The organism is Streptosporangium vulgare (assembly GCF_042428775.1).
In the GTDB taxonomy this organism is placed as follows: Bacteria; Actinomycetota; Actinomycetes; order Streptosporangiales; family Streptosporangiaceae; genus Streptosporangium; species Streptosporangium vulgare.
The window spans coordinates 144,720-167,203 of the sequence record NZ_JBHMBS010000013.1 but is presented as its reverse complement, the minus strand read 5'-3'; the positions used below and the strand labels follow the sequence as shown (position 1 = coordinate 167,203).

Genomic DNA, 22,484 nt, shown 5'->3' with positions numbered 1-22,484 from the left:
GGACCTATGGCTGTGTCGGTGCGACCGCCACCAGGGCAGCGCCCACCACCGTGCCTCCTCGATCCGGTCCTCCTCAACGACCCGCGAGTCCGGCTCCGGTCCATGCGCGGACGGAGACCCCTGCATATCGCGATCGTCTGGTCCCGGGTCCCGCGAGACCTCCAGATCCTCCGCGGCGTTCGACTGCTCCGCCACAGGTGACGAGGCCGTTCCACCGCCGAGGTCAGCCTTCGCTTCGTCAGCAGCGGGGATAGCCGAATCAAAAGCCAAGGCGAGCGCCGCACGCATCTCGCTCGGCCCGGACGCTGTGATGAACGACTCCCTTCCGCGTAGTGCGATCCACCGATAGCGCACCACCAGGAACGCCCAGTCTCGCCATTCCGAGCGGAGGGAGGACAGTTCTTGCTGCGCCCATGCCTCTTGTCCGTACGCGGACACCTGGTCCGCATCTTCGGTCAGGACGCCTCCCGTAGTGGCGCAGGAGGGTCCAGGAACTCTCCGCCCCTGCCCAGCAGGCCGAGGTCTCCCGGCGACTCGTGCCCTCGATCAGGCACGGGCGGGACCTGGCGGCCGGAATCGTCCTGCTCCGTGGTCCGACCACACTGCCCCAGGTAGTCGGCCCGGTCCATCCCTTCCTGCCCGTTCAGGTCGATCTGGGCCCAGACAGCGTGACCGCTGATCGAGTCCCCGCTCACGCCCACCTTGACCGCCAGCGCCGAGACTCCCGGCAACCCATGCCCGGTCTCGTCCAGCTCGCCCTCGGCCGGAGGAACAAGGCGAGGGGCGCCGTACCCTCCCAGGTCGTAGACGACGATCCGGGCTTGGTGACCTGCCCGCCGCACCTCGACCACGAAGTGGCCCCCTGGGTCACCTGAGCAGGTGTGGCGTAGCGCATTGCTGACCAGCTCGGCCGCCACCCACTCGGCGTCATCGGCTCGCTCGGTGTCCAAGAAGGCCTGCCTGACGAAGCGACGCGCCGGTGCGGCCTGGTCTCCGCGACCCGCGAACACCCGCCGCCAGAGCAGCCCACCCTGCACGCGCTCGGATCGGATGCTCGCGATCACCTGTCCCGGCAAAGGGTCCGGGAACGATTCCTCTGCCTGGCCTCGGACCGGTTGCTCAGCCGCGCGGTCGCCGTCTTCGGTGGGCTGTTCGGTTCGCCACCGCTCATTCGGGTCATGATTCACCGATGGTCACCTCCGTGCCGTCCGGCCGTTCCGGGTGACCAGCACGGTCAACCACCTCCCTGCCCGAATCACATCCCCAATGACAACGTGCCGCCGCAACGTCCCGGAAATTAATCTGACCTGCGGAAACGCCATGCTCGATCGCTGTCGATCCCCGGACCACGGCCGTCGACATCCCCGGCGCGGAGCTTGAGCCTCTCGTCGGAGCCGCCCTACCGTGCATCGGCCAACCGGTATGCGAACCGTAGAGGGGACGTGATCTTGTTGTCCGGGAAGGGCTACCAGGCGCTGCTCGACTGCCGCCGCCGAGGTCGGCACCTGCGCCAGCACGGCTTCACCGTCGACCAGATCGCCGTCGTACTCAGCCTTGATCACGCCGTCACCCCGCTGCGTCTCTACCGCTACGCAGCGGGACTCACGGCAGCGGAAGTCGTGGCGGCCTTTACTCGGCACGAGACCGCAGCGCACTTTCTTGAGAAAGCAGATGGGCCCTGGCGTCCTCGCCAAGGCCCCATGGCTAGGACGGTTTCATTTGGCCCCACCTGACGGTTTGAAGTGGGCCCAGTTGCCGATCTTCACGAGTAATCGTGACGGCTTGAAGTGGCCCCACTCTCGGCGCCTTGCTGCCGCGTTCGGAGCTCAAGCTTGTTGTCGTCGGTGATGACGGGTGGCTGGCCACCATGCTTGCCTTTGCGGGCCGCTGCGTCGAGTCCTTCGAGGGTCGACTCGCGGATGTTCTCGCGCTCGGTCTCGGCCATCGCCGCGAAGAAGGCGAGTAGCAGGCGGCCGGGCCCGCTGGGGTCGTACATGCCTGGCAGGGGTTCGGCGAGCATCTCCAGGACCAGGCCGTGAGCGGTGAGTTCGGCGGCGTCGCGGCCCAGGCGCTTCATCTCGTAGACGGTGAAGATGACCCGGCAGTGCGGGGCGTGGGCCTTGATCTGGCGGGCCAGCGCGAGCTCGGCTTCGAACTGTGACGTGCGCATCAGGGCTAGCTGCCTGGCGCGCAGGAACTCCTTGAAGCCCTCATACCGATCCACGTTTCTCCTTTCACCCCCTATGAACGCCGGAGGTGGGAGGACGGTTGGATGGCGGGCTGGCCTGGAGGACAGCGGCGCGGTTCGTCATGGCGAGCGGTCCGGGGCGGGTGGTTGACCTCGTTTCACTCGGCTCGGGCTGCGAGGCTGTCGATGAACAGGTCCAGGAGTCTTCTGGCCCGTGCTCCGGAGTCGTCTGCCCCGGTGGTGGCGAGGAGGGCGCAGATCGCGACGGTCGTGTCCATGGCGTCGAGGTCCTCGCGCATGCTGCCGTCTGCCGCGCCGGCCGCGAGGAATGCGGCGACCACCTCGGCGACACCATCGGAGCCCGGCGAGGCGAACGGGGTCGCGGACTGGCCGGCGGCGCGCAGCGTGTCCATCATCCCGCGAGTGGCGAGCATGAACGAGGCGAACTCCGCCACCCAGGACCGGAACGACGCATGGGCGTTCCGGTCCTGGGTGCGCGAGCGCACGCGCGCGGTGACCTCGTCGAGTTTGCTCTGGTAGACGGCCAGCGCAAGCTCGTCTCGGGTGGGGAAGTGCCGGTAGAGCGTGGCGACGCCGACACCGGCCTCACGGGCGACCTGGTTCATCGAAAGGGTCTCGCCCTCGATGTCGGCACGGGCGAAAGCCTCTCTGGCCGCAGCAACGATCAGCTCACGATTGCGCCTGCGATCGGCCCGCTCGCGGCGGTCCGGATGGGACTCAGTAGACAAGTGGAACGCACTCCTCTTATGCTGAAATGAAACGGAACGCGATCCGTTTCGTCCATCGTAGGTCAGGAGACGTCATGGTCGACAAGACCGTCATCATCACCGGCGGCAACGCCGGTCTGGGATACCAATGCGCGAAGAACGTCGCCCTCAGCGATCCGGGCTACCACGTGGTGCTCGCCTGCCGGAGCCCGGCGCGAGGCGAGGCGGCAGCCAAGGCGCTGCGGGTGGAGACCAACAACTCGAACATCACGGTCATGGAACTGGACCTGGCCTCATTGGCCTCGGTGCGCGCCTTCCACGTCACCTACTCGCACGCGGCCTTGCCGCCACTGCACGGTGTGGTCTGCAACGCCGGCATCAGCGCAGGCGGCACGCCCGGCATGCCACGCACCGCCGACGGCTTCGAGACGATCTTCGCCGTCAACCACCTGGGGCACTTCCTGCTGACCAACCTCCTGCTGAACCAGATGGGCGACAGCGGCCGCATCGTCTTCGTCACCAGCGACCTGCACGACCCGCCGGCCTTCTTCCCCGTGAAGGTGACCTACCGCGACGCGGCAGCGATCGCCGCCGGCCGAGGCCCGGGAATGCAGGCGTACTGCACGTCGAAGCTGTGCAACCTCTACTGCACATACGAGATGGCCAGGCTGCTGGCCGACCAGACCGACCGGCACATCACCGTCAACGCCTTCAACCCCGGCGCCATGCCCGACACCGGATTCGCCGCTCCCACCGGAAACGCCCTGGTGCGCGGCGCGACGCACGTCATCGGCACGATCATGGGCAAGCTCATCGGGAAGCAGAGCACCTCCACGGCATCCGGCGCCGCGCTCGCCAAGCTCATCACCGACCCCGCCCTGACCACCACGACCGGCACCTACATCGACCGAGGAGCGCAGGCGCCGTCCTCTCCCCTCTCGCGCGACCGCGACAACGCCCGGGAACTCTGGCAGGCCAGCATGGACATGACCGGCCTGCGCGAGTCCGACACCATCTTCGCCTGACCGAACGGGGCGATCCGATCCAGGCTGACTCGCCCGCCCGCGGGAGGCGTCTGTGGCGGGTGGGCATGGCGGTCAGGAGGTGGGCAGGCCGCCGACCAGTCGGCATCCGTCGGCCGTCTGGGTGTTGTCAAACTTGTTGAACTGCAGGCTGTCGGAGACATACACGAAGGACTGGCCGGCCGGAGTGATCACCGAGACCTGCGCGGTGGCCGCGCTGGTCGGCGCGATCGCCGAGACGTTGTACTCCGCCCAGTCGGATGACAGGACCGACAGCGCGCTGTCGCTGTTCGAGATCAGCGTGTTCGAGGCATTTACCACACTTTGTGCACCGCCTTGCCCGAATACGACATGCGGTAGGCGAACAGGTAACACACGGTCATGACCCCGGCCAGCCGGACCCATAGCTCCCCGAAATCGACCTCGGCCTCCCGGCCGGGCGGATGATGCTGGGGGATGAATACCTGAGCCGGACCACGCCCTTCTTCGATCCAGATCTCGGGCTTGCGCCGGGCCACGTAGTCACGCACCGCCGAGTAGGACACCTCGCCCATGCCCTGTTCGTCCACCAGTCGGCGATGGATCCGCGTTGAGGTGTGCCGCTGCTTGCGTGGCGCGTCCAGGTCGGCGCGCAACCACTCGTCGATGACTTTCTTGAAGGGCTCCAGCTGTGCCGACCGCCGCTGGGGAGTCCTTCTCGGGGCCAGCTCCGCGCGGGTCAGCGCCTCACGTACCAGGCGCCGGTGCACACCGTACTTACGGGCCAGCGCCCGGACCGACAGGCCCTCACGCCAGGAGTCACGGCGGATCTGCTCGAATAGTTCGGCCTTGGTGAGCGCCACCGCGAACCTCCTTGATGCGGCCTAGCACAAGGAGCGTCGCATCGCGCGAAGAAGGGTGGGGCCACTTCAAGCCGACATCCTGGCCCACCAGATTGACGCCGTGCTCAGGTGGGGCCACTTCAAGCCGTCAAGGTGGAGCCATTTCGAACCGTCATAGCCACCGCCTGCGTCGCCGCGGCAGCGGCCTCGAAGTCGGCGGGACTACGGTAGCCAAGACTGCTGTGCAGACGGCGCAGGTTGTACCAGCTTTCAATGAATTCGAAGATCGCTGTGCGTGCCGCAATACGGCTGGGCCAGCGGTACGCGGTTACAGCACGGTGGCGGTACGGGCACCGGTGACACGGAGAAGGTCGAGCTTTCCCGCGTCGCTGCTTCCGGCCGCTGCCGTGTAGGTGACTATGCGCAGGTCCGCGCCCGGCACAATGAGGACATCGCAGTCGAGCATGATGTCGCCGATCTCCGGATGCTGGATCGTCTTGCGGTCGGTGGTGTGCTGGGTCGGCGTCCCTGTGGCCCAGTGGTGAGCGAATGCGTCGGATACTCCTCGCAGGTCGTGCAGGAGACGATCGAGCTGGCCGTCCGTGGGATAACGGGACACCGCGTCTTTGAGATCGGCGACGATCGACGCCTCGAAGGCGTCCTGCCGTTGAATGCTCGGGGGCACATGTGCGCTGATCATTCCGTCCTGTGGCGGCAGGAGCCCGGCGCTTCGGTACAGCTGGTCGCGCTCGGCCCGGGAGAGCTGAAGGGCTCGGGCGAGGGCGCCGACGACCTGGGCCGAGGGATTCTTCGCGCGTGACTGCTCCAGGCGCAGGACGTAGTCGACCGACAGCCCCGCCAACTGCGCGAGTTCCTCGCGGCGTAGTCCTAGGGCACGGCGGCCTGGCGTCACGGTGAAGCCGGCGTCGGCTGGGGAGAGGCGGTCGCGCCAGCTGCGCAGGAGTGAGCCGAACCCGGAGTGGGAGGCGGTCATGGGTCCATTCTCACCGAACGGCGCCGGACGAGCCTAGGTACTGCTGGTCCTAGCGACGGGCACGGCACTGGTTGACGGTGGCCAGAGCGGTGAAGCTGGTGGCGCGCCCAACCAGGGTGCCCAACAGCTGAGCAGTGAAGGAGCTTCCTGTGCAGCACACCATCGTCATGACAGGCGCGAGCCGCGGGATCGGCCGTATCGCCGCCGAGCGTATCCTGCGCCAGTCGCCGGATGCGCATCTCCTTGTCGTCGCGCGCGGGTCCTCCGGCGCACCGCTTGCCGCAGAGCTCCGGGAGGGTGGGCACGCGGTCTCGCACGTCGAGGCGGACCTCGGCTCGCTCGAAAGCGTCCGGTCGGCCGCCACGGATATCCGGGACCGGCTGGAGCGCGGTGACCTGCCGCCACTGCGCGGCTTCGTGGGCAACGCGGGCATGCAGTTCACGAACGCGCTGACCGAAGGGCCCGACGGGTTGGAGTCCACCTTCACGGTCAACGTGCTCGCCAACCATGTGTTCGTCCGCCTGCTCGAAGACCGTGAGCGGGCCAGTTTGATCGTGACCAGCAACAAGCCGTTTGGACGCTGGGGAGAGGTGTTCGGCGATGATGTCGTGGCCGCCGCCATGATCGACCGTCTGGTCCACCACGCCGAAGTCATCAGCTTGAAGGGAGACAGCTGCCGCCTCAAAAACCGGGGCCTCGGCCGCGTGCCGGCGGCCAATCCCAGCAACGACCAGTAACAATCAAGTACACGACAGGGGTCAGCTTTCATCTGCCGATAAGGAGTCACGGTTCGAACGACGTCGACATGCGGTAGGTCAGTTTGAGCTCACCAACGAGCCGACTCTTCCACTCAATCGACGCCACACGATGAACACGCCCTCCTCTGATCAATCCGAGAAGGCCCAGGAACGTGATCGCGAGACATAGACCAGCGGCAAGCGCCCAGCCCAAAGGGCTACTGACCGCTTGAGCGATCGTAGCCCCCATGGCTCGCTAGACCCGGCCCTCGCAGCCAGCGGATCGCGTCATTGCCCCTCCTCCACGACTCGACGGAAACCCGATTTGGCAGATCAGTCCATGACCAGTTTTCTGACCTGGGAAAGTTTCATGGCCAGGTAATTCACTGATTGCCCTCTCAGGCTACCCAGGGGCCATCCGCTTTGTCCGTCCTTCGACAGGAGCTGAGCGGCCACGAACATGGCGCCTTGACCTTGTTCGACGACCATTGCGGACTCCTCCTCAGCCCAAGTGAACAGGGTTGCCGGGCGGCCACCCCCGGACCGCGGCCTGGAGCGTCGTGCCGAGGGCTCTCACCCGTTCGCGGGTGCTCGCCGAGAGCGTCACCGTCTGGCCGTCTCGGGCTCGGACGTTCGCCGTGACGTCCCGAGTTCCGGTGAGGTCGTCCTTTCTTTCCTACCGGGCGGTGCTCATCCCCAGGTAGGTCCGCAGGTGCCGGGCGGTGAGGGAGTCGCCCTCCGCGACGAGGTCGGCGGGGGTGCCGGTGAAGACGATCCGGCCGCCGTCGTGCCCGGCTCCGGGGCCGAGGTCGACGATCCAGTCGGCGTGGGCCATCACGGCCTGGTGGTGCTCGATGACGACGACCGTGTTGCCGTCGTCGACGATCCGGTCGAGCAGGGCGAGAAGCTGGTCCACGTCCGCCAGGTGCAGGCCGGTGGTCGGCTCGTCCAGCACGTACGTCGTGGCCTTCTCCGCCATCCGGATGGCCAGCTTGAGCCGCTGACGCTCGCCCCCGGACAGGGTGGTGAGCGGCTGGCCCAGGCCGAGGTAGCCCAGGCCCACGTCGGAGAGCCGGTCGAGGACGGCCCGCGCCGCACCGAAGCTCGCCCCCGAACCCGCGCCGGGGCCGGACCCGGGAGCGAAGAATTCGCGGGCCTCGGTCACCGACATGCCGAGCACCTCGCTGATGTCCTTGCCGCGCAGCTTGTGGGTGAGCACCTCGGGCGTGAACCGCCTGCCCTCGCACTGCTCGCACACCGACGCGACCCCGGCCATCATGGCGAGGTCGGTGTAGACCAGGCCGATGCCCTTGCAGTTGGGGCAGGCGCCCTCGGAGTTCGCGCTGAACAGGGCCGCCCGCACCCCGTTGGCCTTGGCGAAGGCGGTGCGGATCGGGTCGAGCAGCCCGGTGTAGGTGGCCGGGTTGCTGCGGCGGGACCCGCGGATCGCGGTCTGGTCGACCACGGCGACGCCCTCCCGGCGGGGGAGCGAGCCGTGGATCAGCGAGCTCTTGCCGGAGCCGGCGACGCCGGTGACGACGGTGAGCACGCCCAGCGGGATGTCGACGCTCACGTCCTTGAGGTTGTGCAGGGTGGCGCCCGTGATCGACAGCTGCCCGAGAGGCCGTCGTACCCGCTCGCGCAGGCGGGCACGGTGGTCCAGGTGGCGGCCCGTCAGGGAGTCCGAGCGCCGGAGCCCGGCCACGTCACCGGTGAAGCACACCCGCCCGCCGGACGAGCCCGCCCCCGGGCCCAGGTCGACCACGTGGTCGGCGATCTCGATCGTCTCCGGCTTGTGCTCGACGACCAGGACCGTGTTGCCCTTGTCGCGCAGGAGCAGCAGCAGGTTGTTCATCCGCTCGATGTCGTGCGGGTGCAGCCCCACCGTGGGCTCGTCGAAGACGTAGGTGACGTCGGTCAGGCTGGAGCCGAGGTGGCGGACCATCTTCACCCGCTGGGCCTCGCCCCCGGACAGGGTGGACGACTCGCGGTCCAGGCTCAGGTAGCCCAGGCCGATCTCGACCAGCGACTCCAGCGTGCCGCGCAGGGTGGCGACGAGCGGCCCCACCGACGGGTCCTCGATGCCCCGGACGAACTCGGCCAGGTCGCTGATCTGCATGGCCGCGCAGTCGGCGATGTTGCGGCCGTCGATCTTCGAGCCCAGCGCGGCGGGGTTGAGCCTGCTGCCGCCGCACGCGCGGCAGCTCGTGAACGTCACGGCCCGGTCCACGAACGCCCGGATGTGGGGCTGCAACGACTCCCGGTCCTTGACGAGATAGAGCCGCCGTACCTTGACCAGCAGCCCCTCGTAGGTGGTGTTCATCGTGCCGATCTTGATTTTGGTCGCGGGCTTGTGGAGGAAGTCCTCCCACTGGGCCGGGGTGTAGTCCCTCAGCTTGGTGTCGGGGTCGAAGAACCCGGAGTTGGCCAGGCCCTGCCAGTACCACGAGTCCACGGTGAAGTTGGGGACGGTGATCGCGCCCTCGTTGAGCGAGAGGTCGACGTCGACGAGCTGGGAGACGTCGACGTCCGACACCCGGCCGAGTCCCTCGCACTCCGGGCACATGCCCTCGGCGCTGTTGAAGCTGAAGGCGCTGGAGGTGCCGACGTGGGGGGTGCCGATCCGGCTGAAGACGATCCGCAGCATCGTCTGCGCGTCGGTCGCCGTGCCGACCGTGGAACGGGAGTTGGCGCCCATCCGCTCCTGGTCGACGACGATCGCCGCGCTCAGGTTGCGCAGGGCGTCGACGTCGGGACGTCCCTGGCTCTGCATGAACGACTGGATGAAGGCCGTGTAGGTCTCGTTGATCAGGCGCTGCGACTCCGCCGCGATGGTGCCGAAGACGAGGGAGGACTTCCCCGACCCGGAGACCCCGGTGAAGACGGTGAGCCGCCGCTTGGGAATGTCCAGCGAGATGTCGGCCAGGTTGTTCTCCCTGGCCCCGCGGACCTCGATCACGTCGTGGCTGTCCGCGGCGGCCCGGCCGTGTCGCGGGCCGCGATCGCGGGCCGGTGTGGCGGGTGGGAACACGAACCTTCTCACTTGATATCCTTAGGCTGTAAAGAGTTGGCTCGGCCAAGTTAGTTTATGTCGTAAGGAGTTGCAAGTGGTCGTCTTCGCCGGACAGGGCGACGCGCGCCGTTCGATGGCGTTGCTGTGGCGTACCACGAGGTCGGGGGAGGGGCGTCCCGGGCCCAAGCCGGGCCTGAGCGTGGACCTGATCGTGGACACGGCCGTCGCCATCGCCGACGCGGAGGGGATGGCCGCGCTCTCCATGCGCGCGGTGGGCGAGCGGCTCGGGCGCACGGCGATGGCCCTCTACACCTACGTCCCCAGCAAGAGCGAGCTGGTCGACCTGATGTACGACCGGGCGCTCGCCGAGCTGTCCACCCGCCACGACCTGACCGGCGGCTGGCGCCCCGCGGTGACCGCCTGGGCGCAGGAGACCTGGGAGTTCTACGTACGGCACCCGTGGGTGCTGCAGGTCTCGCAGGCGCGGCCCGTGCTGGGTCCCAACGAGTACGTCATGATCGAGGAGGCGCTGCGGATCCTCCGCGAGACCGGGCTGAAGGCCGGGACGCTGCGGTACGTCGTCGGGACGCTGTTCTACTTCGTGCGCGGGGCGGCGCAGACGGTCGCCGAGTCGCGGCAGGCCCCGGTGGAGACCGGGGTGTCGGACGAGGAGTGGTGGCACGCCCGCTCGGCCCTGCTGGAGGAGGTCGCGCCCGACTTCGCCGAGCGGTTCCCGACGTTGACCTGGCTCGACGGCGAGGGCGCCTACCAGTCACAGGACGAGACCGTCCCCTACCTGGAACAGGAGGGGAGGGACACCTTCGCCGCCGGGCTCGTCATCCTCCTGGACGGGATCGAGGCGACGGTGAGCCGACGGTGAGTCGACGGTGAGTCGACGGTGAGCAGGGCCGGAGTCCGAAGGCCCCGGTTCGTGAACGGGCGGGAGGGGCCCCGGGTTCCGTCCCGCCGTGCGCGGACGTTTCGCCGGTGAGCCGCCCGGGGCCGGGCCCGGCCCCGACGTGAGCGCGCCTAACAGGACCGCGGCTGGGCAGGAACGTCTCATGAAAAAGTTCTTCAAGGTCGTGGTGGCACGCTGGCTGTCCCGTACGCCGTTCGGGCTGGCGATCCTGGGGGTGGGCTGGTTCCTGGGGCGGCGACGCAGGCAGCGTGAGCAGGAGCAGGAGCCGGCCGGGCGCGGTGGCGGGCGAGGATACGTGACGCGGGGGAGCGGACGCCCGCCCCGCTCCGGCCGGCGCTGAACCCCGCCCGCGGGCGGGTGAGTCGGCTCACGGACGGGAGGGTGAGTCGGCGTTGAACCCCGCCCCCCTCAGGGCGGGAAGGCGAGACGGCGGCGGGGATGGGGGCTGACGGGGACCGGCGGCCGGGGTGTGAGCGGAGTCGCCCGCGGTCCGCGCACGGATCTCGTCCGGGGGCTCACGGCCGGTCCGGGGGCCGGTCTCGCCGTCGCCGTCAGGGTGGACTCCACGGTCGAGGGACACGGACCCGATCGGGTGAGCGCGGTGTCGCCGGTGGCCGGAACAACGACCCGGTCGGTTATTACGTCCAGATGTGAACGGTTTTTATGCTTAACGGGACACCTGGGCATTTTGTCGGGATAGTTTTGCGCTCAAGGATCAGACTTTTATTGACAGTCGGCATAAGTTCGATCTAGCGTCGCGAAACATATACGACACACGTCCCGTTCCGTGTCGGGACGTGTAGTGCCGACCGAAGGGAACCCCGCCATGCCCCCCAGGCGGAGATCGACCCACCCTCGCCGGAGGATCGCGCAGTTCTGCGCCGTGCTCCTGACCTTCACCGGAGCCACCGTGTTCACCGCCGCCGCGCCCGCGCGGGCGGTCGCCGCGATCGACCCGGCCGACTACCAGCGCGTGGAACTGGCCAAGGGCGCCGCAGAGATGGGCGAGCCCATGACCATGGCCGTGCTGCCCGACCGGTCGGTGCTGCACACCGCGCGTGACGGCAACCTGCGCCGTACCAGCGCGGCCGGGGAGACGACAGTCGTCGGCACGCTCCCCGTCTACACCCACGACGAGGAGGGCCTGCAGGGCGTCGCCGCCGACCCCGGGTTCGCCACGAACAGGACGATCTACCTGTACTACGCGCCGAAGCTGAACACCCCCGGCGGTGACGCCCCCGCCACCGGCACCGACTGGACGGCGTGGCAGGGCGTCAACCGGCTGTCGCGCTTCACCGTCAAGGCCGACTGGACGCTCGACACCGCGAGCGAGAGGACGGTGCTGGAGGTGGCGGCCGACCGCGGCATGTGCTGCCACGTCGGCGGCGACATGGACTTCGACGCCCAGGGCAACCTGTACCTGTCCACCGGCGACGACACCAACCCCTTCGACTCGGCCGGCTACTCGCCCATCGACGAGCGCGCCGACCGCAACCCCGTCTACGACGCCCAGCGCACCGCCGGCAACACCAACGACCTGCGCGGCAAGATCCTGCGCGTCAAGGTGAACCCGGCCACTGGTGCCTACACCGTCCCCTCGGGCAACCTCTTCGCGCCCGGCACGGCGGGCACCAGGCCCGAGATCTACGCGATGGGCTTCCGCAACCCGTTCCGGCTCAGCGTCGACAAGGCCACCGGCGTCGTCTACGTCGGCGACTACGGCCCCGACTCGGGCAGCACCGACGCCGCCCGCGGGCCCAGCGGCCAGGTCGAGTTCAACCGGGTGACCGGGCCGGGCAACTACGGCTGGCCGTACTGCACCGGGACCAACACCCTGGCCGAGACCTACGGCGAGTACACCTTCCCCTCGGGTCCCGCGGGCGCGAAGTACGACTGCGCCGCGGGCGGCGCGACCAACAACTCCTTCCGCAACACCGGCCTGGCGAAGCTGCCGCCCGCCAAGCCCGCCTGGATCAGGTACGGCGGCGACGCCGGCTCCCCGCCGGAGTTCGGCGGCGGCTCCGAGTCGCCCATGGGCGGCCCCGTCTACCGCTACGACGCCGCGCTGAACTCCACCGTCAAGTTCCCCCAGGAGCTCGACGGCCACTTCTTCGCCGGTGAGTTCGGCCGCAGGTGGATCAAGGCGATCGAGGTGGGCGCCGACGGCTCACGCGGCGCCATCGCGGGCTTCCCGTGGACCGGCACCCAGGTGATGGACCTCGCCTTCGGCCCCGACGGCGCGCTCTACGTGCTCGACTACGGCTCCGGCTACTTCGGCGGCGACGCCAACTCCGCGCTCTACCGCGTCGAGTACATCAAGGGCGTGAACCGCGCGCCCGTCGCGGCGGCCAAAGCCGACAAGACCTCGGGCAAGAGCCCGCTCACCGTCACCTTCTCCTCGGCGGGTTCCGCCGACCCCGACGGGCAGGCCATCACCTACTCCTGGACCTTCGGCGACGGGACCACCTCCACCGCCGCCAACCCCGTCAAGACGTACACCACCAACGGCAACTACACCGCCACGCTCACCGTGCGCGACACCCTCGGCGCCACCGGCACCGCGAGCGTGCCCATCACGGTCGGCAACACCGCGCCCACGGTGACCATCGAGAGGCCGCGCCAGGGCCAGCTGTTCCAGTGGGGCGACACCGTGCCGTTCACCGTCAAGGTGACCGACCCCGAGGACGGCACCGTCGACTGCTCGAAGGTGAAGATGACCTACGTGCTGGGCCACGACAGCCACGGCCACCAGATCACCTCCAGGAACGGCTGCTCGGGCGACCTGGCCATCCCGGTCGACGGCGAGCACGACGACGCGGCCAACATCTTCGCGGTCTTCGACGCCGAGTACACCGACCAGGGCGGCCTCACCACCCACACCCAGCACATCCTGCAGCCCAGGAAGCGCCAGGCCGAGCACTACGCGACCATGTCCGGCGTCTCGCTCATCACCAAGACGGCCGCGCACGGCGGAAAGACCGTGGGCGACGTCCACAACGGCGACTGGATCACCTTCAAGGGCTACGAGCTGGCCGGGGCCACGAAGATCGACGCCCGGGTCTCCTCGGCGGGGGGCGGCGGCTCCGTCCAGGTCCGCGCGGGCTCGGCGACCGGCACCCTGCTCGGCACGGTGGCCGTGGCACCGACCGGCGGCTGGGAGACCTTCGTGGACGTCTCGGCCCCGCTCGCCGGAGCGCCGGCCGGGCCGACCGACCTCACCCTGGTCTTCACCGGCGGCACGGGCGCGCTGTTCGACGTGGACGACTTCACCCTCACCGGAGGAGGGACCACCGGACCGGTCACCGGAAAGATCACCGGCCCCGGCGGAAAGTGCGTCGACGTCGCGGGCGGCCTGAGCACCGACGGCACCAAGGTGCAGCTGTACGACTGCAACGGCACCGCCGCGCAGAACTGGGCCAGGGAGGGCTCCACCCTCAGGGCGCTCGGCAAGTGCATGGACGTCGCGGGCGGCGTCGCCACCGACGGCACCAGGGTGCAGATCTACACCTGCAACGGCACCGGCGCGCAGAACTGGACGGTGAACGGCTCCACCCTCAGGGCGCTCGGCAAGTGCCTCGACGGCGCCAACGCCGCGCAGCTCGTCATCAGGACCTGTGACGGCAGTGCCGCGCAGAACTGGACACTACCCGGCGGGACGACCCCCGACCCCGATCCCGGGACGGGCGCCGGGGACGTCCTCGTCTTCTCCCGCACCGCGGGCTTCAGGCACGACTCGATCCCCGCGGGCGTCCAGGCCATCAGGGACCTCGGCTTCACCGTCTCCGCCACCGAGGACCCGGCGGCCTTCACCACGGCCAACCTGGCCAGGTACAAGGCCGTCGTCTTCCTCAACACCACCGGCGACGTGCTCGACGCCGGCCAGCAGGCCGCCTTCGAGTCCTACGTCAGGGCGGGCGGCGGCTACGCCGGCATCCACGCGGCGTCCGACACCGAGTACGACTGGCCCTGGTACGGCAACCTGGTCGGCGCCTGGTTCGCCTCCCACCCCGCCGTCCAGCAGGCCACCGTCAAGGTGCAGGACCGGGCCCACCCGTCCACCGCCCACCTCGGCCCCACCTGGAGCCGTACCGACGAGTGGTACGACTTCCGCACCAACGCCCGCACCGGGGCCCGGGTGCTCGCCACGCTGGACGAGTCCACCTACTCGGGCGGCGGCATGGGCGCCGACCACCCCATCGCCTGGTGCAAGGCGTACGACGGGGGACGCTCCTTCTACACCGGCGGCGGGCACACCGCCGCCGCCTTCGCCGAGCCCGCGTTCCGCCAGCATCTGCTGGGCGGGCTCAACTACGCCACCGGAAAGACGAAGGCCGACTGCCGCGCGGAGAACGGCTACACGCCGATCTACGACGGCTCCGTCACCGGCTGGGAGCAGGCCGGGCCCGGGAGCTTCGCCAACGCCGACGCCACGCTGACCTCGCAGGGCGGCATGGGCCTGTTCTGGTACAAGGCGAAGGAGTACCGCTCCTACTCGCTGAAGCTCGACTGGAGGATGGCCGGGGACGACAACTCCGGCGTCTTCATCGGCTTCCCCGCCTCCACCGACCCCAACTCGGCGGTCGCCAACGGCTACGAGATCCAGATCGACGCCACCGACACCGCTGACAAGACCACCGGCTCGGTCTATGGCTTCAAGTCCGCCGACGTGGCGGCGAGGGACGCCGCGCTCAACCCGCCGGGGCAGTGGAACACCTACGAGCTGCTGGTCGAGGGGGAGAGGCTGCAGGTCCTCCTCAACGGCGTGAAGATCAACGACTTCACCAACACCGACCCCGCCCGCTCGCTCCAGCAGGGGTACGTGGGCATCCAGAACCACGGCGCCGGGGACGACGTGTCGTTCCGCAACATCAGGATCAAGGAGCTCGGCGCGACCGGGGGTGACACGACCGTCCAGGCGGAGGCCTGGTCGGAGGCGAACGGCGTGCAGACCTACCCGCACACCCCCGCGCACGGCGGCACCGTGCTCGGCTTCGTCAACCCCGGCGACTGGGCCGCCTACGACGGGGTGAACCTGACCGGCGTCACCGGCTTCAGGGCGAGGGTCGCCTCGCCCACCCCGGCCGGCGGCTTCCAGATCCGCACCGGCTCGCCCACCGGACCGCTGCTCGGCGGTGTCACCGTGCCGGCGACCGCCGGGTGGGAGACGTACGCCGACGTCTCGACCGCGCTCACCGGCGTCCCCTCCGGTACCGCCAGGTTGTACCTGGTGTTCACCGGCTCGGACTTCGACGTGGACGACTTCACCCTGGTCCGCACGCAGTAGGACGTCCGTCCGTACGCCGTGGGACACCCGTCCCTCCTCCCGCATCCTGCACGGGAGGAGGGGCGGGAACGACGAGACGGCCCGGTCATCCGACCGGGCCCTCTCGTCGTTTTCGTGTTCCCGTGTTCCCGTGTTCTTCGAGCTCCCTGTGTTCCCTGTGTTCCCTGTGTTCCGTGTGGCGCCCTTTGTTCCCCGTGCCGCTCCGGATCTCCCATGTGTCCTGGAACCGCCGGGGGAGAGGGGCCGGCCAAACTCAGCCGAGATCGGCCGAGCTCAGCTGAACATCGCCTCCATGGTCTCGTGCGACTGCTCCTTCTTGGCGTCGGACTCGCTGCCCCAGCAGGTGTTGAGGATGATCCGGGTGCGGTCCTCGGAGAGCGGGACCGTGCGGTGCAGCGTCGTGTCGGAACGCAGGAAGTAGATGTCGCCCGTCTCATGGGCGTAGGTGCTGATCTGCTGCTTGATGAGGTGGTCGTGGACCCGGGGGTCGTCCTTCACCCAGTTGGTGTGGGGGACGCACTGGAGCATGCCGCCGTACTCGCTGCTCGGCGCCTCCATGATCCAGATGAGGGTGAAGCTGAAGTCACCCCAGTGCCAGCCGTGGGTGTCACCCTGCTTCTCCTGGCGGATGATGACGTACTTCTCCTCGTCCCAGGGGCAGTTGACGACCGGCTCGTTGGCCAGCTGCCCGAGGAAGCCCTTGAGAGCGGTGGAGTCGTAGAGCTCCGGGATCAGGGAGCTGTCCTGGGCGATGGACTGCTGGCTGACCGTGCTCATCTTCCTCGGAGAGTTGCTGGTCTCCTTGAGGTTGATGTCGATCCGGCGCGCGTGCAGGTCGAGCAGCCGGTTCACCTCGTCCGAGACGAGATCCTTCACCTCGCCGGAGACCACGTCCCGCAGCTTGACGTAACCGTTCCTGCGGAAATCATGCGACAATTTGCGGATTTCCCAGGGGTCCTGAAAGGTCTTTTCGAGATGCTCCGCGATCCGGTCGTCGAGTGAGAGCGTCCCGAGGCCGGTCTCGTAGTTGGGAGTAGGCATGCGGTTTCTCCTCCGTGGTTATCGAGTCCGTGGTTATCGGGGTTTCCAGAACCGTAACACGCGAGTGGCGGACGCAAATGGCGCGCGTTGTTCGTCCCGTCCCCCTGTGAAACCATGAGCGGATTCCATCCGATCGGCTTCAGTAATTACTCAGACTACGCAGGGACGAGCGTCATGAACACCAAAGTCACATTCGTCGAGCTGTCTGCATTCGAGGCCATCCTGCCCCTCGCCTCCGGTTACATGCAGGCCTACGCGCAGCACGACCCGGAGGTGGGACCGCGATGTGAGTTCGAGATCTACTCCGCCCCGGTGTCCGCCGACCGGGAGGAAGTGATCGAAGAACTCCTCGGCAAACGCAGCGACGTCTACGCCATCAGTTGCTACATCTGGAACATCGGGTTCGCGCGCGCCGTGCTGGACGCGCTGCACGAGCGGCTCCCGCAGGCCCAGTTCATCCTCGGCGGCCCGCAGGTCATGCTGCACGCCCACGAGTACGTCGCCCCCGAGAGGGAGAACGTCGTCGTCTGCAACGGCGAGGGCGAGAAGACGATGGTGCAGTACCTGCGCCAGATCCTCAGCGACACCCCCGACTTCGCGGACGTCCCCGGGGTCAGCTTCTGGCGCTCGGGAGAGCTCGTCACCACCGAGGCCGCCGAGCGGGTGCGCGACCTCATGGAGGTGCCCTCGCCCTTCACCTCCGGCGTCTTCGAGGAGGGCAAGTACACCACGGCCATCCTGGAGACCAACCGCGGATGCCCCTTCAGCTGCGGTTTCTGCTTCTGGGGCGCGGCGACTAACGACAAGGTGCACAAGTTCGAGGACCAGCGGGTCCGCGACGACATCACCTGGATCAGCAAGAACAACTTCGTGTCGATCTTCATCGCCGACGCCAACTGGGGCATGGCCCCGCGCGACGTGGAGCTCACCCGCCACCTGGTGGAGTGCAGCGAGGAGAACGGCTACCCGGTGATGGTCTCGATGGCCGCGGCCAAGAACAAGCCCGACCGGATGGCCGAGATCACCGAGATCCTGGTGCAGGGCGGCCTGCTGACCAGCCAGCCCATCTCCCTGCAGTCGATGAGCTCCAGGACCCTCGAACTGGTCGACCGCTCGAACATCAAGCCCGCGACCTACACCGAGCTGCAGAGGACGCTCAGGGAGAAGCGCATCAGTTCCTACATCGAGCTGATCTGGCCGCTTCCCGGAGAAACCCTGGACTCGTACAAGGAAGGGGTCGCGGAATTGTGCCGGCTGCGCGCCGACACCCTGATCGTCTATCCGCAGCTCCTTCTTCACAACACCTCGATCTACGCCAAGCGCGACCTTCTCGGCGTGCAGGTCGAACGCGTTCCCAGTGATGTCACCGAGGCCGATGTCGTGGTCGGCACCAACTGGGTCAGCCGCGAGGAGTGCGAGCGCGGCACGTGGTTCTACTACGCCGTCCACTCGCTCTACAACCTGCGCGGCCTGTATTATCTCGCCAATTACCTGGACAGGTCGGGAACCCGGAGGTTCGAGGACTTCTTCACCGACGCCGCGACGTATTTCGAGAGCCGTACCGACACCGAGGTCGCGACTTTCTTCCGCGATTCGGTGGAGAAACTCTGGAACTACGACTTCCACAATTTCGGGATGGTCGCGCACATCGTCCTGCATTCGCACCGCGAGGAGTTCGACGGGCTGCTGATCGACTTCGCCCGCACCCAGTCCTGGTGGGAGGACGCCGAGGCACGGGCCGCGTTCGAGCTCGACCTGCTGGCCAGACCCTACATCTACCTGGCCAAGCCGAAGCCGCCCCGCTACGACTTCGCCGAGCTGCGCGTCGAGTCGCGCCCGGGGGCGCGGGGGAAGACGACCTCGGTCGTGGACATGCCCGCCGACCTGGCCGCCCTGCTCATCGACCTCGACGTGACCGGCCTGGAGGCGGGCCAGGAGAACCTCACCCGCCTGGAGCTCGACCACCCGCGCGGGCGCAAGCTGCCGTTCATGCCGGAGCGCAGCCTGGAGCACAACGCCTCCTACTGCCAAGGCATGGTGCTGCGGCTGCGGGAGTACCTCCCCACCTGGCGGCCGGAGTCCGAGTCCGCCGCGCTGCCGGGCCGGCGCTGAGCCACCCGTCCGGCCCGCCCGCGAGGAACGGCCGGGGGCGCCCATCCGCCGCTCGCCCCGGACAACCCGCCCCGCCCGCCGGGGCGAGTCCCGGGGCGCACCCCGGAGGCACACCGGGGCCGCGCATGACGAGGGCCCGTGAGGATGATCCTCACGGGCCCTCGTCATGCGGCATCCCGCCCGGCGGGATGCCCCGCCGCCCCTGAGCAGGGGCTCAGGGGCGCCCAGGCGCGCTCGGCGCGCTCAGACCTTCGCTCCCGCCTTGGCCTCGGCCTTGGCGATGGCGGCGTCCACCGCCTCGGCGAAGTCGGCGAGCACCGGGTTCTCGAACAGCACCCGGATCGGCACGTTCACCGTGAACGTCTCCCGCACCTGGGTGATCACCTGCGCGGCCACCAGGGAGTGGCCGCCGATCTCCAGGAAGTCGTCCTCGCGGGCGATCCGCTTGAGCTTCAGCACCTCCGCCCAGATGGCGGCGATCGTCTGCTCCGTCTCGGTCTGCGGCGCGTCGAAGTCGTCGTCGCCGTCCCCGTTCCCGCCGCCGTCCAGGCCGGGCTCGGGCAGCGCCTGGCGGTCCACCTTGCCCGAGGAGGTCAGCGGCATCGCGTCCAGCGTCACGTACGAGGAGGGCAGCATGTACGCGGGCAGCGACCCCTGCAGGAACCGGTGCAGCTCGCCGGTGAGGCCGCTGCGGTCGGCGATGATCCTGGAGGCGTCGTCCAGCACGACGTAGGCGACGAGCCGGTCGTCGCGCACGACGACCACCGCCTCGCGCACCCCCGGGTAGCGGGTGATCGCGGCCTCGATCTCGGCCGGCTCCACCCGGAAACCGCGGATCTTCACCTGGTGGTCCACCCGGCCCACGTACTGCAGCCGGCCGTCCGGCAGGTAGCGGACCAGGTCACCGGTCCGGTACAGGCGCGCGCCGGGAGGGCCGTACGGGTCGGGCATGAACGACTGCGCGGTCAGGCCCGGCTTGCCCCGGTAGCCGTGGGCGAGGCCGGTGCCGCCGACGTACAGCTCGCCGGGCACGCCCGCGGGGAGCGGGTTGAGCCAGCGGTCCATCACGTAGGTCCTGAAGTTGGCCAGCGGCCGGCCGATCGGCGGCGCGTACGCGGCGGCGGGGTCGCAGGCCCCCATCGTGGCGCACACGGTCGTCTCCGTCGGCCCGTAGGCGTTGACGAAGGTACGGCCGGGCCCCCAGGTCCGCACCAGCCCGGTCGGGCACTGCTCGCCCGCGACGACCATGAGCCTGACCGTGCCCAGCTCGTCACCCTTGAGCGTGCTGAGGAACGTCGGCGGGAACGTGGCCGCGGTCACCCCCTGGTCGCTGATGGCCTTCGCCGTCTCCTGCGGGGTCATCGCCGCCGGGTCCAGCACGCACAGCGCCGACCCGTTCAGCAGCGCCATCGTGATCTCCCAGATCGACGCGTCGAAGCTGAGCGAGGCGAACAGCGCCACCCGGTCGTCGGGCGTCAGGGAGAACTCCCGCGACAGGGCGGAGGCGAGGTTGCTGACGCCGCGGTGCGGCACCTCCACGCCCTTGGGCCGGCCGGTCGAGCCCGAGGTGTAGATGACGTAGGCGGGCGCGTCGGGCGCGGGCGTCACGCCGGGCCTCGTGCCCGGCTCCTCCGCCTCGATCGTGCGCCACTCGGCGTCCAGCTCGATCGTGCGCACCCGGTCGTCGCGCACCAGGCCCGCGTGCTCGGCCCCGGTGAGGACGAGCCGGGTCCCGCTGTCGTCGAGGATGTAGCCCAGCCGGTCGGGCGGCAGCGCCGGATCCAGCGGCAGGTAGACGCCGCCGGACTTGACGATGCCCAGGAAGGCGACGAGCGCCTCGGCCGAACGGCCGGTCATCGAGCCGACGACGTGGCCGGGCCGCACCCCGTCGCGGATCAGCCGGTGGGCCACCCGGTTGGCACGCTCGTCCAGCTCCCGGTAGGTCAGCCGCCGCTCGCCGGCGAGCACCGCGAGCGCGTCCGGGGCGGCGTCGGCGCGCGCCTCGAACAGGGCCCCGACGCCGGCCTCCTCGTCGAAGGGGGTCTCGGTGCGGTTCCACTCCTCGACCACCAGCCGCAGCTGCTCCGCGTCCAGCAGGGACAGCGACGAGATGGGCCGGGAGGGGTCGCGCACGGCGTCGGACAGCAGGGTGACGTACTGCTCGGCCCTGGTCCTGGCGCCCGGCGCGTCGAACAGGTCGAGCCCGTAGCGGATCTCCCCGTCGAGCGAGCCCGGCACCAGGACCAGCGCGATGTCGGAGGCGAGCGGGAAGCGGCCGGCCACCAGCTCCGAGGTCCGCACGCCCGGCAGCCGCAGCGCGCTCCAGGCCGGGGCCGTCTGGGCGAACTCCGCCTGGTAGAGCGGCTGCACGCCGCTGGAGGCGTCCAGCTCCAGCTCCTCGGCGAGCCGGTGCGCCGGGTAGGAGCCGTGCGCGGCCGCCTCGTCCAGCGCGTCGCGCACCTGGGCGACGACGGAGGCGAACGAGGGATCGCCCTCGCAGCCGATCCGGATCGGGAACACGGGAGCGCGCCCCCCGGCCGGCACGGGTACGCCGACCACGACCTCGTCCTGGCCCGACCAGCGGCACAGCGCGACCGCCCACGCGGCCAGCGTGACGGCCTCGGTGTCGGCGCCGGTCTCCGGCGCGGTCTCGGCCCGGCCCGACCAGCGGGACAGCGTCATCGCCCGTGCCGCCTGGGTCGCTTCGGCCGTCTGGGCCGTCTGGCCGGGGAGTCCCACCTCGCGCGCGACGGCCTCGACCCGCGCGGCCGTCTCCGGCGGGACGGTGAAGGTCACCCGGGCTCCGGTGAAGCCGGGCACGGCGGGACGGCCCCGGTCGGTGGGCAGGTCGAGGGCGGGGGGCGTGCCGTCGAGCCGGTCCCGCCAGTAGGCGAGGTCGGCGGCGTCCCCGTCACTCCCGTTCCCGGTGGAGGCGGTGGAAGTGGGGGAGGCGGTGGAAGTGGGGGAGGCGGGGGAGGCGGCCGGGGAGCCGCCGTGGCCGTTCGCGGAGGCGCCGCCGGAGGTGCGGCCGTTGTGAGCCTGGCTGTTCAGGGCCTGGCCGTTGGAGACCTGGCCGTTCGGGGGCTGGCCGTTGGAGGTGGCGGGGGAGGGGCGGCCGTCGGAGGCCGCGAGCGCGGCGCCCGGCGCGTCGAACGCGTCCTCGTACGCCTGGGAGATCTCCTCCGCGAGGCCCGTCAGGACGTGCTCGTCGGCGACGAGCCGGTGCGCGGTCACGAGGAGCGCGTGGTCGTCGTCGGCGAGCCGCGCCAGGGCGACCCGGACCGGCGGGCCGGACGCGAGGTCGAGGCCCCGGTTGGCCTGCTCGGAGACGAGCCGCGCCAGCGCCTCCTCGCGGCGGCTCGCGTCGTGCCTGCTCAGCTCCACCGGCGCGGGGACGGTGACGGGCCGAGGCGTCGCGCCGGAGTCGCCGGGCAACGCCGGCCGCAGGTCCTCACGCGCGTCCAGCACGTGTTCCAGCGCGGCGGCCAGGGCCTTCTCGTCCAGGGGGCCGCGCAGCCGCGCCGCGAGCGTGACCTGGTCGGTGTGGTCACCGGCGGTTTTCGCCCGGTAGGACCTCCACCGGCTCTCCTGTGTCGGCGACAGCGAAGTCTTACTGTCCGGCATG

17 protein-coding genes are annotated in these 22,484 nt (G+C 69.4%); 7 read left to right on the top strand and 10 right to left on the bottom strand.

The window, feature by feature from the left end; genetic code table 11:
• Positions 1 to 455: 455 nt before the first annotated feature.
• Complete coding sequence (locus ACFFRH_RS26420; RefSeq protein ID WP_386160378.1) at positions 456 to 1,010, bottom strand: ATP-binding protein; 555 nt, start codon at positions 1,008 to 1,010, stop codon at positions 456 to 458.
• Between the two features lie 432 nt (positions 1,011 to 1,442).
• On the opposite strand from ACFFRH_RS26420, the gene ACFFRH_RS26415 reads away from it, so the two are divergent.
• Positions 1,443 to 1,733 (top strand): hypothetical protein, encoded by a 291-nt coding sequence (locus tag ACFFRH_RS26415; RefSeq protein ID WP_344746823.1) that lies wholly within the window; start codon positions 1,443 to 1,445, stop codon positions 1,731 to 1,733.
• A gap of 29 nt (positions 1,734 to 1,762) precedes the next feature.
• On the opposite strand, the gene ACFFRH_RS26410 is transcribed toward ACFFRH_RS26415, so the two are convergent.
• Positions 1,763 to 2,224: a recombinase family protein gene (locus ACFFRH_RS26410; RefSeq protein ID WP_344746824.1), complete on the bottom strand. Its 462-nt coding sequence runs from the start codon at positions 2,222 to 2,224 to the stop codon at positions 1,763 to 1,765.
• A 122-nt stretch (positions 2,225 to 2,346) separates the two neighbouring features.
• On the bottom strand, positions 2,347 to 2,937 hold the full coding sequence (locus ACFFRH_RS26405) for a TetR/AcrR family transcriptional regulator (protein ID WP_344746825.1): 591 nt from the start codon (positions 2,935 to 2,937) through the stop codon (positions 2,347 to 2,349).
• 74 nt (positions 2,938 to 3,011) lie between these two features.
• Here ACFFRH_RS26405 and ACFFRH_RS26400 point away from each other — a divergent pair, with 74 nt between their 5' ends.
• Positions 3,012 to 3,941, top strand: a complete 930-nt coding sequence (locus ACFFRH_RS26400) for an SDR family NAD(P)-dependent oxidoreductase (protein ID WP_344746826.1) — start codon at positions 3,012 to 3,014, stop codon at positions 3,939 to 3,941.
• 72 nt (positions 3,942 to 4,013) lie between these two features.
• Here ACFFRH_RS26400 and ACFFRH_RS26395 read toward each other — a convergent pair whose 3' ends face one another.
• The 3 genes from ACFFRH_RS26395 to ACFFRH_RS26385 form a co-directional block, all read right to left on the bottom strand.
• A complete protein-coding gene (locus ACFFRH_RS26395) occupies positions 4,014 to 4,259 on the bottom strand; it encodes a hypothetical protein (RefSeq protein ID WP_344746827.1) in 246 nt (81 codons plus the stop codon).
• Positions 4,253 to 4,780, bottom strand: coding sequence for a hypothetical protein (locus ACFFRH_RS26390; RefSeq protein ID WP_344746828.1), 528 nt, complete (start codon positions 4,778 to 4,780; stop codon positions 4,253 to 4,255). The genes ACFFRH_RS26395 and ACFFRH_RS26390 overlap by 7 nt, the downstream gene beginning before the upstream one ends.
• A 307-nt stretch (positions 4,781 to 5,087) precedes the next feature.
• A complete protein-coding gene (locus ACFFRH_RS26385; RefSeq protein ID WP_344746829.1) occupies positions 5,088 to 5,753 on the bottom strand; it encodes a helix-turn-helix transcriptional regulator in 666 nt (221 codons plus the stop codon).
• A 167-nt stretch (positions 5,754 to 5,920) separates the two neighbouring features.
• On the opposite strand from ACFFRH_RS26385, the gene ACFFRH_RS26380 reads away from it, so the two are divergent.
• Positions 5,921 to 6,490 (top strand): SDR family NAD(P)-dependent oxidoreductase, encoded by a 570-nt coding sequence (locus ACFFRH_RS26380; protein ID WP_386160376.1) that lies wholly within the window; start codon positions 5,921 to 5,923, stop codon positions 6,488 to 6,490.
• Positions 6,491 to 6,823: 333 nt separating this feature from the next.
• Here the strand turns inward: ACFFRH_RS26380 and ACFFRH_RS26375 are convergent, their stop codons facing one another.
• Together ACFFRH_RS26375 and ACFFRH_RS26370 are read right to left on the bottom strand one after the other, a co-directional pair.
• Positions 6,824 to 6,979 (bottom strand): hypothetical protein, encoded by a 156-nt coding sequence (locus tag ACFFRH_RS26375; RefSeq protein ID WP_344746831.1) that lies wholly within the window; start codon positions 6,977 to 6,979, stop codon positions 6,824 to 6,826.
• Between the two features lie 187 nt (positions 6,980 to 7,166).
• A complete protein-coding gene (locus ACFFRH_RS26370; protein WP_386160374.1) occupies positions 7,167 to 9,521 on the bottom strand; it encodes an ATP-binding cassette domain-containing protein in 2,355 nt (784 codons plus the stop codon).
• A gap of 76 nt (positions 9,522 to 9,597) precedes the next feature.
• Here ACFFRH_RS26370 and ACFFRH_RS26365 point away from each other — a divergent pair, with 76 nt between their 5' ends.
• The 3 genes from ACFFRH_RS26365 (at position 9,598) to ACFFRH_RS26355 (ending at position 15,706) form a co-directional block, all read left to right on the top strand.
• Positions 9,598 to 10,383: a TetR/AcrR family transcriptional regulator gene (locus ACFFRH_RS26365; protein ID WP_344746832.1), complete on the top strand. Its 786-nt coding sequence runs from the start codon at positions 9,598 to 9,600 to the stop codon at positions 10,381 to 10,383.
• A 181-nt stretch (positions 10,384 to 10,564) separates the two neighbouring features.
• Positions 10,565 to 10,762, top strand: coding sequence for a DUF6203 family protein (locus ACFFRH_RS26360; protein WP_344746833.1), 198 nt, complete (start codon positions 10,565 to 10,567; stop codon positions 10,760 to 10,762).
• Between the two features lie 486 nt (positions 10,763 to 11,248).
• Positions 11,249 to 15,706 (top strand): ThuA domain-containing protein, encoded by a 4,458-nt coding sequence (locus ACFFRH_RS26355; RefSeq protein WP_386160302.1) that lies wholly within the window; start codon positions 11,249 to 11,251, stop codon positions 15,704 to 15,706.
• A 273-nt stretch (positions 15,707 to 15,979) separates the two neighbouring features.
• Here ACFFRH_RS26355 and ACFFRH_RS26350 read toward each other — a convergent pair whose 3' ends face one another.
• On the bottom strand, positions 15,980 to 16,747 hold the full coding sequence (locus ACFFRH_RS26350) for a HalD/BesD family halogenase (RefSeq protein ID WP_344746217.1): 768 nt from the start codon (positions 16,745 to 16,747) through the stop codon (positions 15,980 to 15,982).
• A gap of 174 nt (positions 16,748 to 16,921) precedes the next feature.
• Between ACFFRH_RS26350 and ACFFRH_RS26345 the strand changes: the two genes are divergently transcribed.
• A complete protein-coding gene (locus tag ACFFRH_RS26345; RefSeq protein ID WP_344746218.1) occupies positions 16,922 to 18,859 on the top strand; it encodes a B12-binding domain-containing radical SAM protein in 1,938 nt (645 codons plus the stop codon).
• A gap of 243 nt (positions 18,860 to 19,102) precedes the next feature.
• Here ACFFRH_RS26345 and ACFFRH_RS26340 read toward each other — a convergent pair whose 3' ends face one another.
• Positions 19,103 to 22,483 (bottom strand): non-ribosomal peptide synthetase, encoded by a 3,381-nt coding sequence (locus ACFFRH_RS26340; protein ID WP_386160300.1) that lies wholly within the window; start codon positions 22,481 to 22,483, stop codon positions 19,103 to 19,105.
• Position 22,484: the final 1 nt, after the last annotated feature.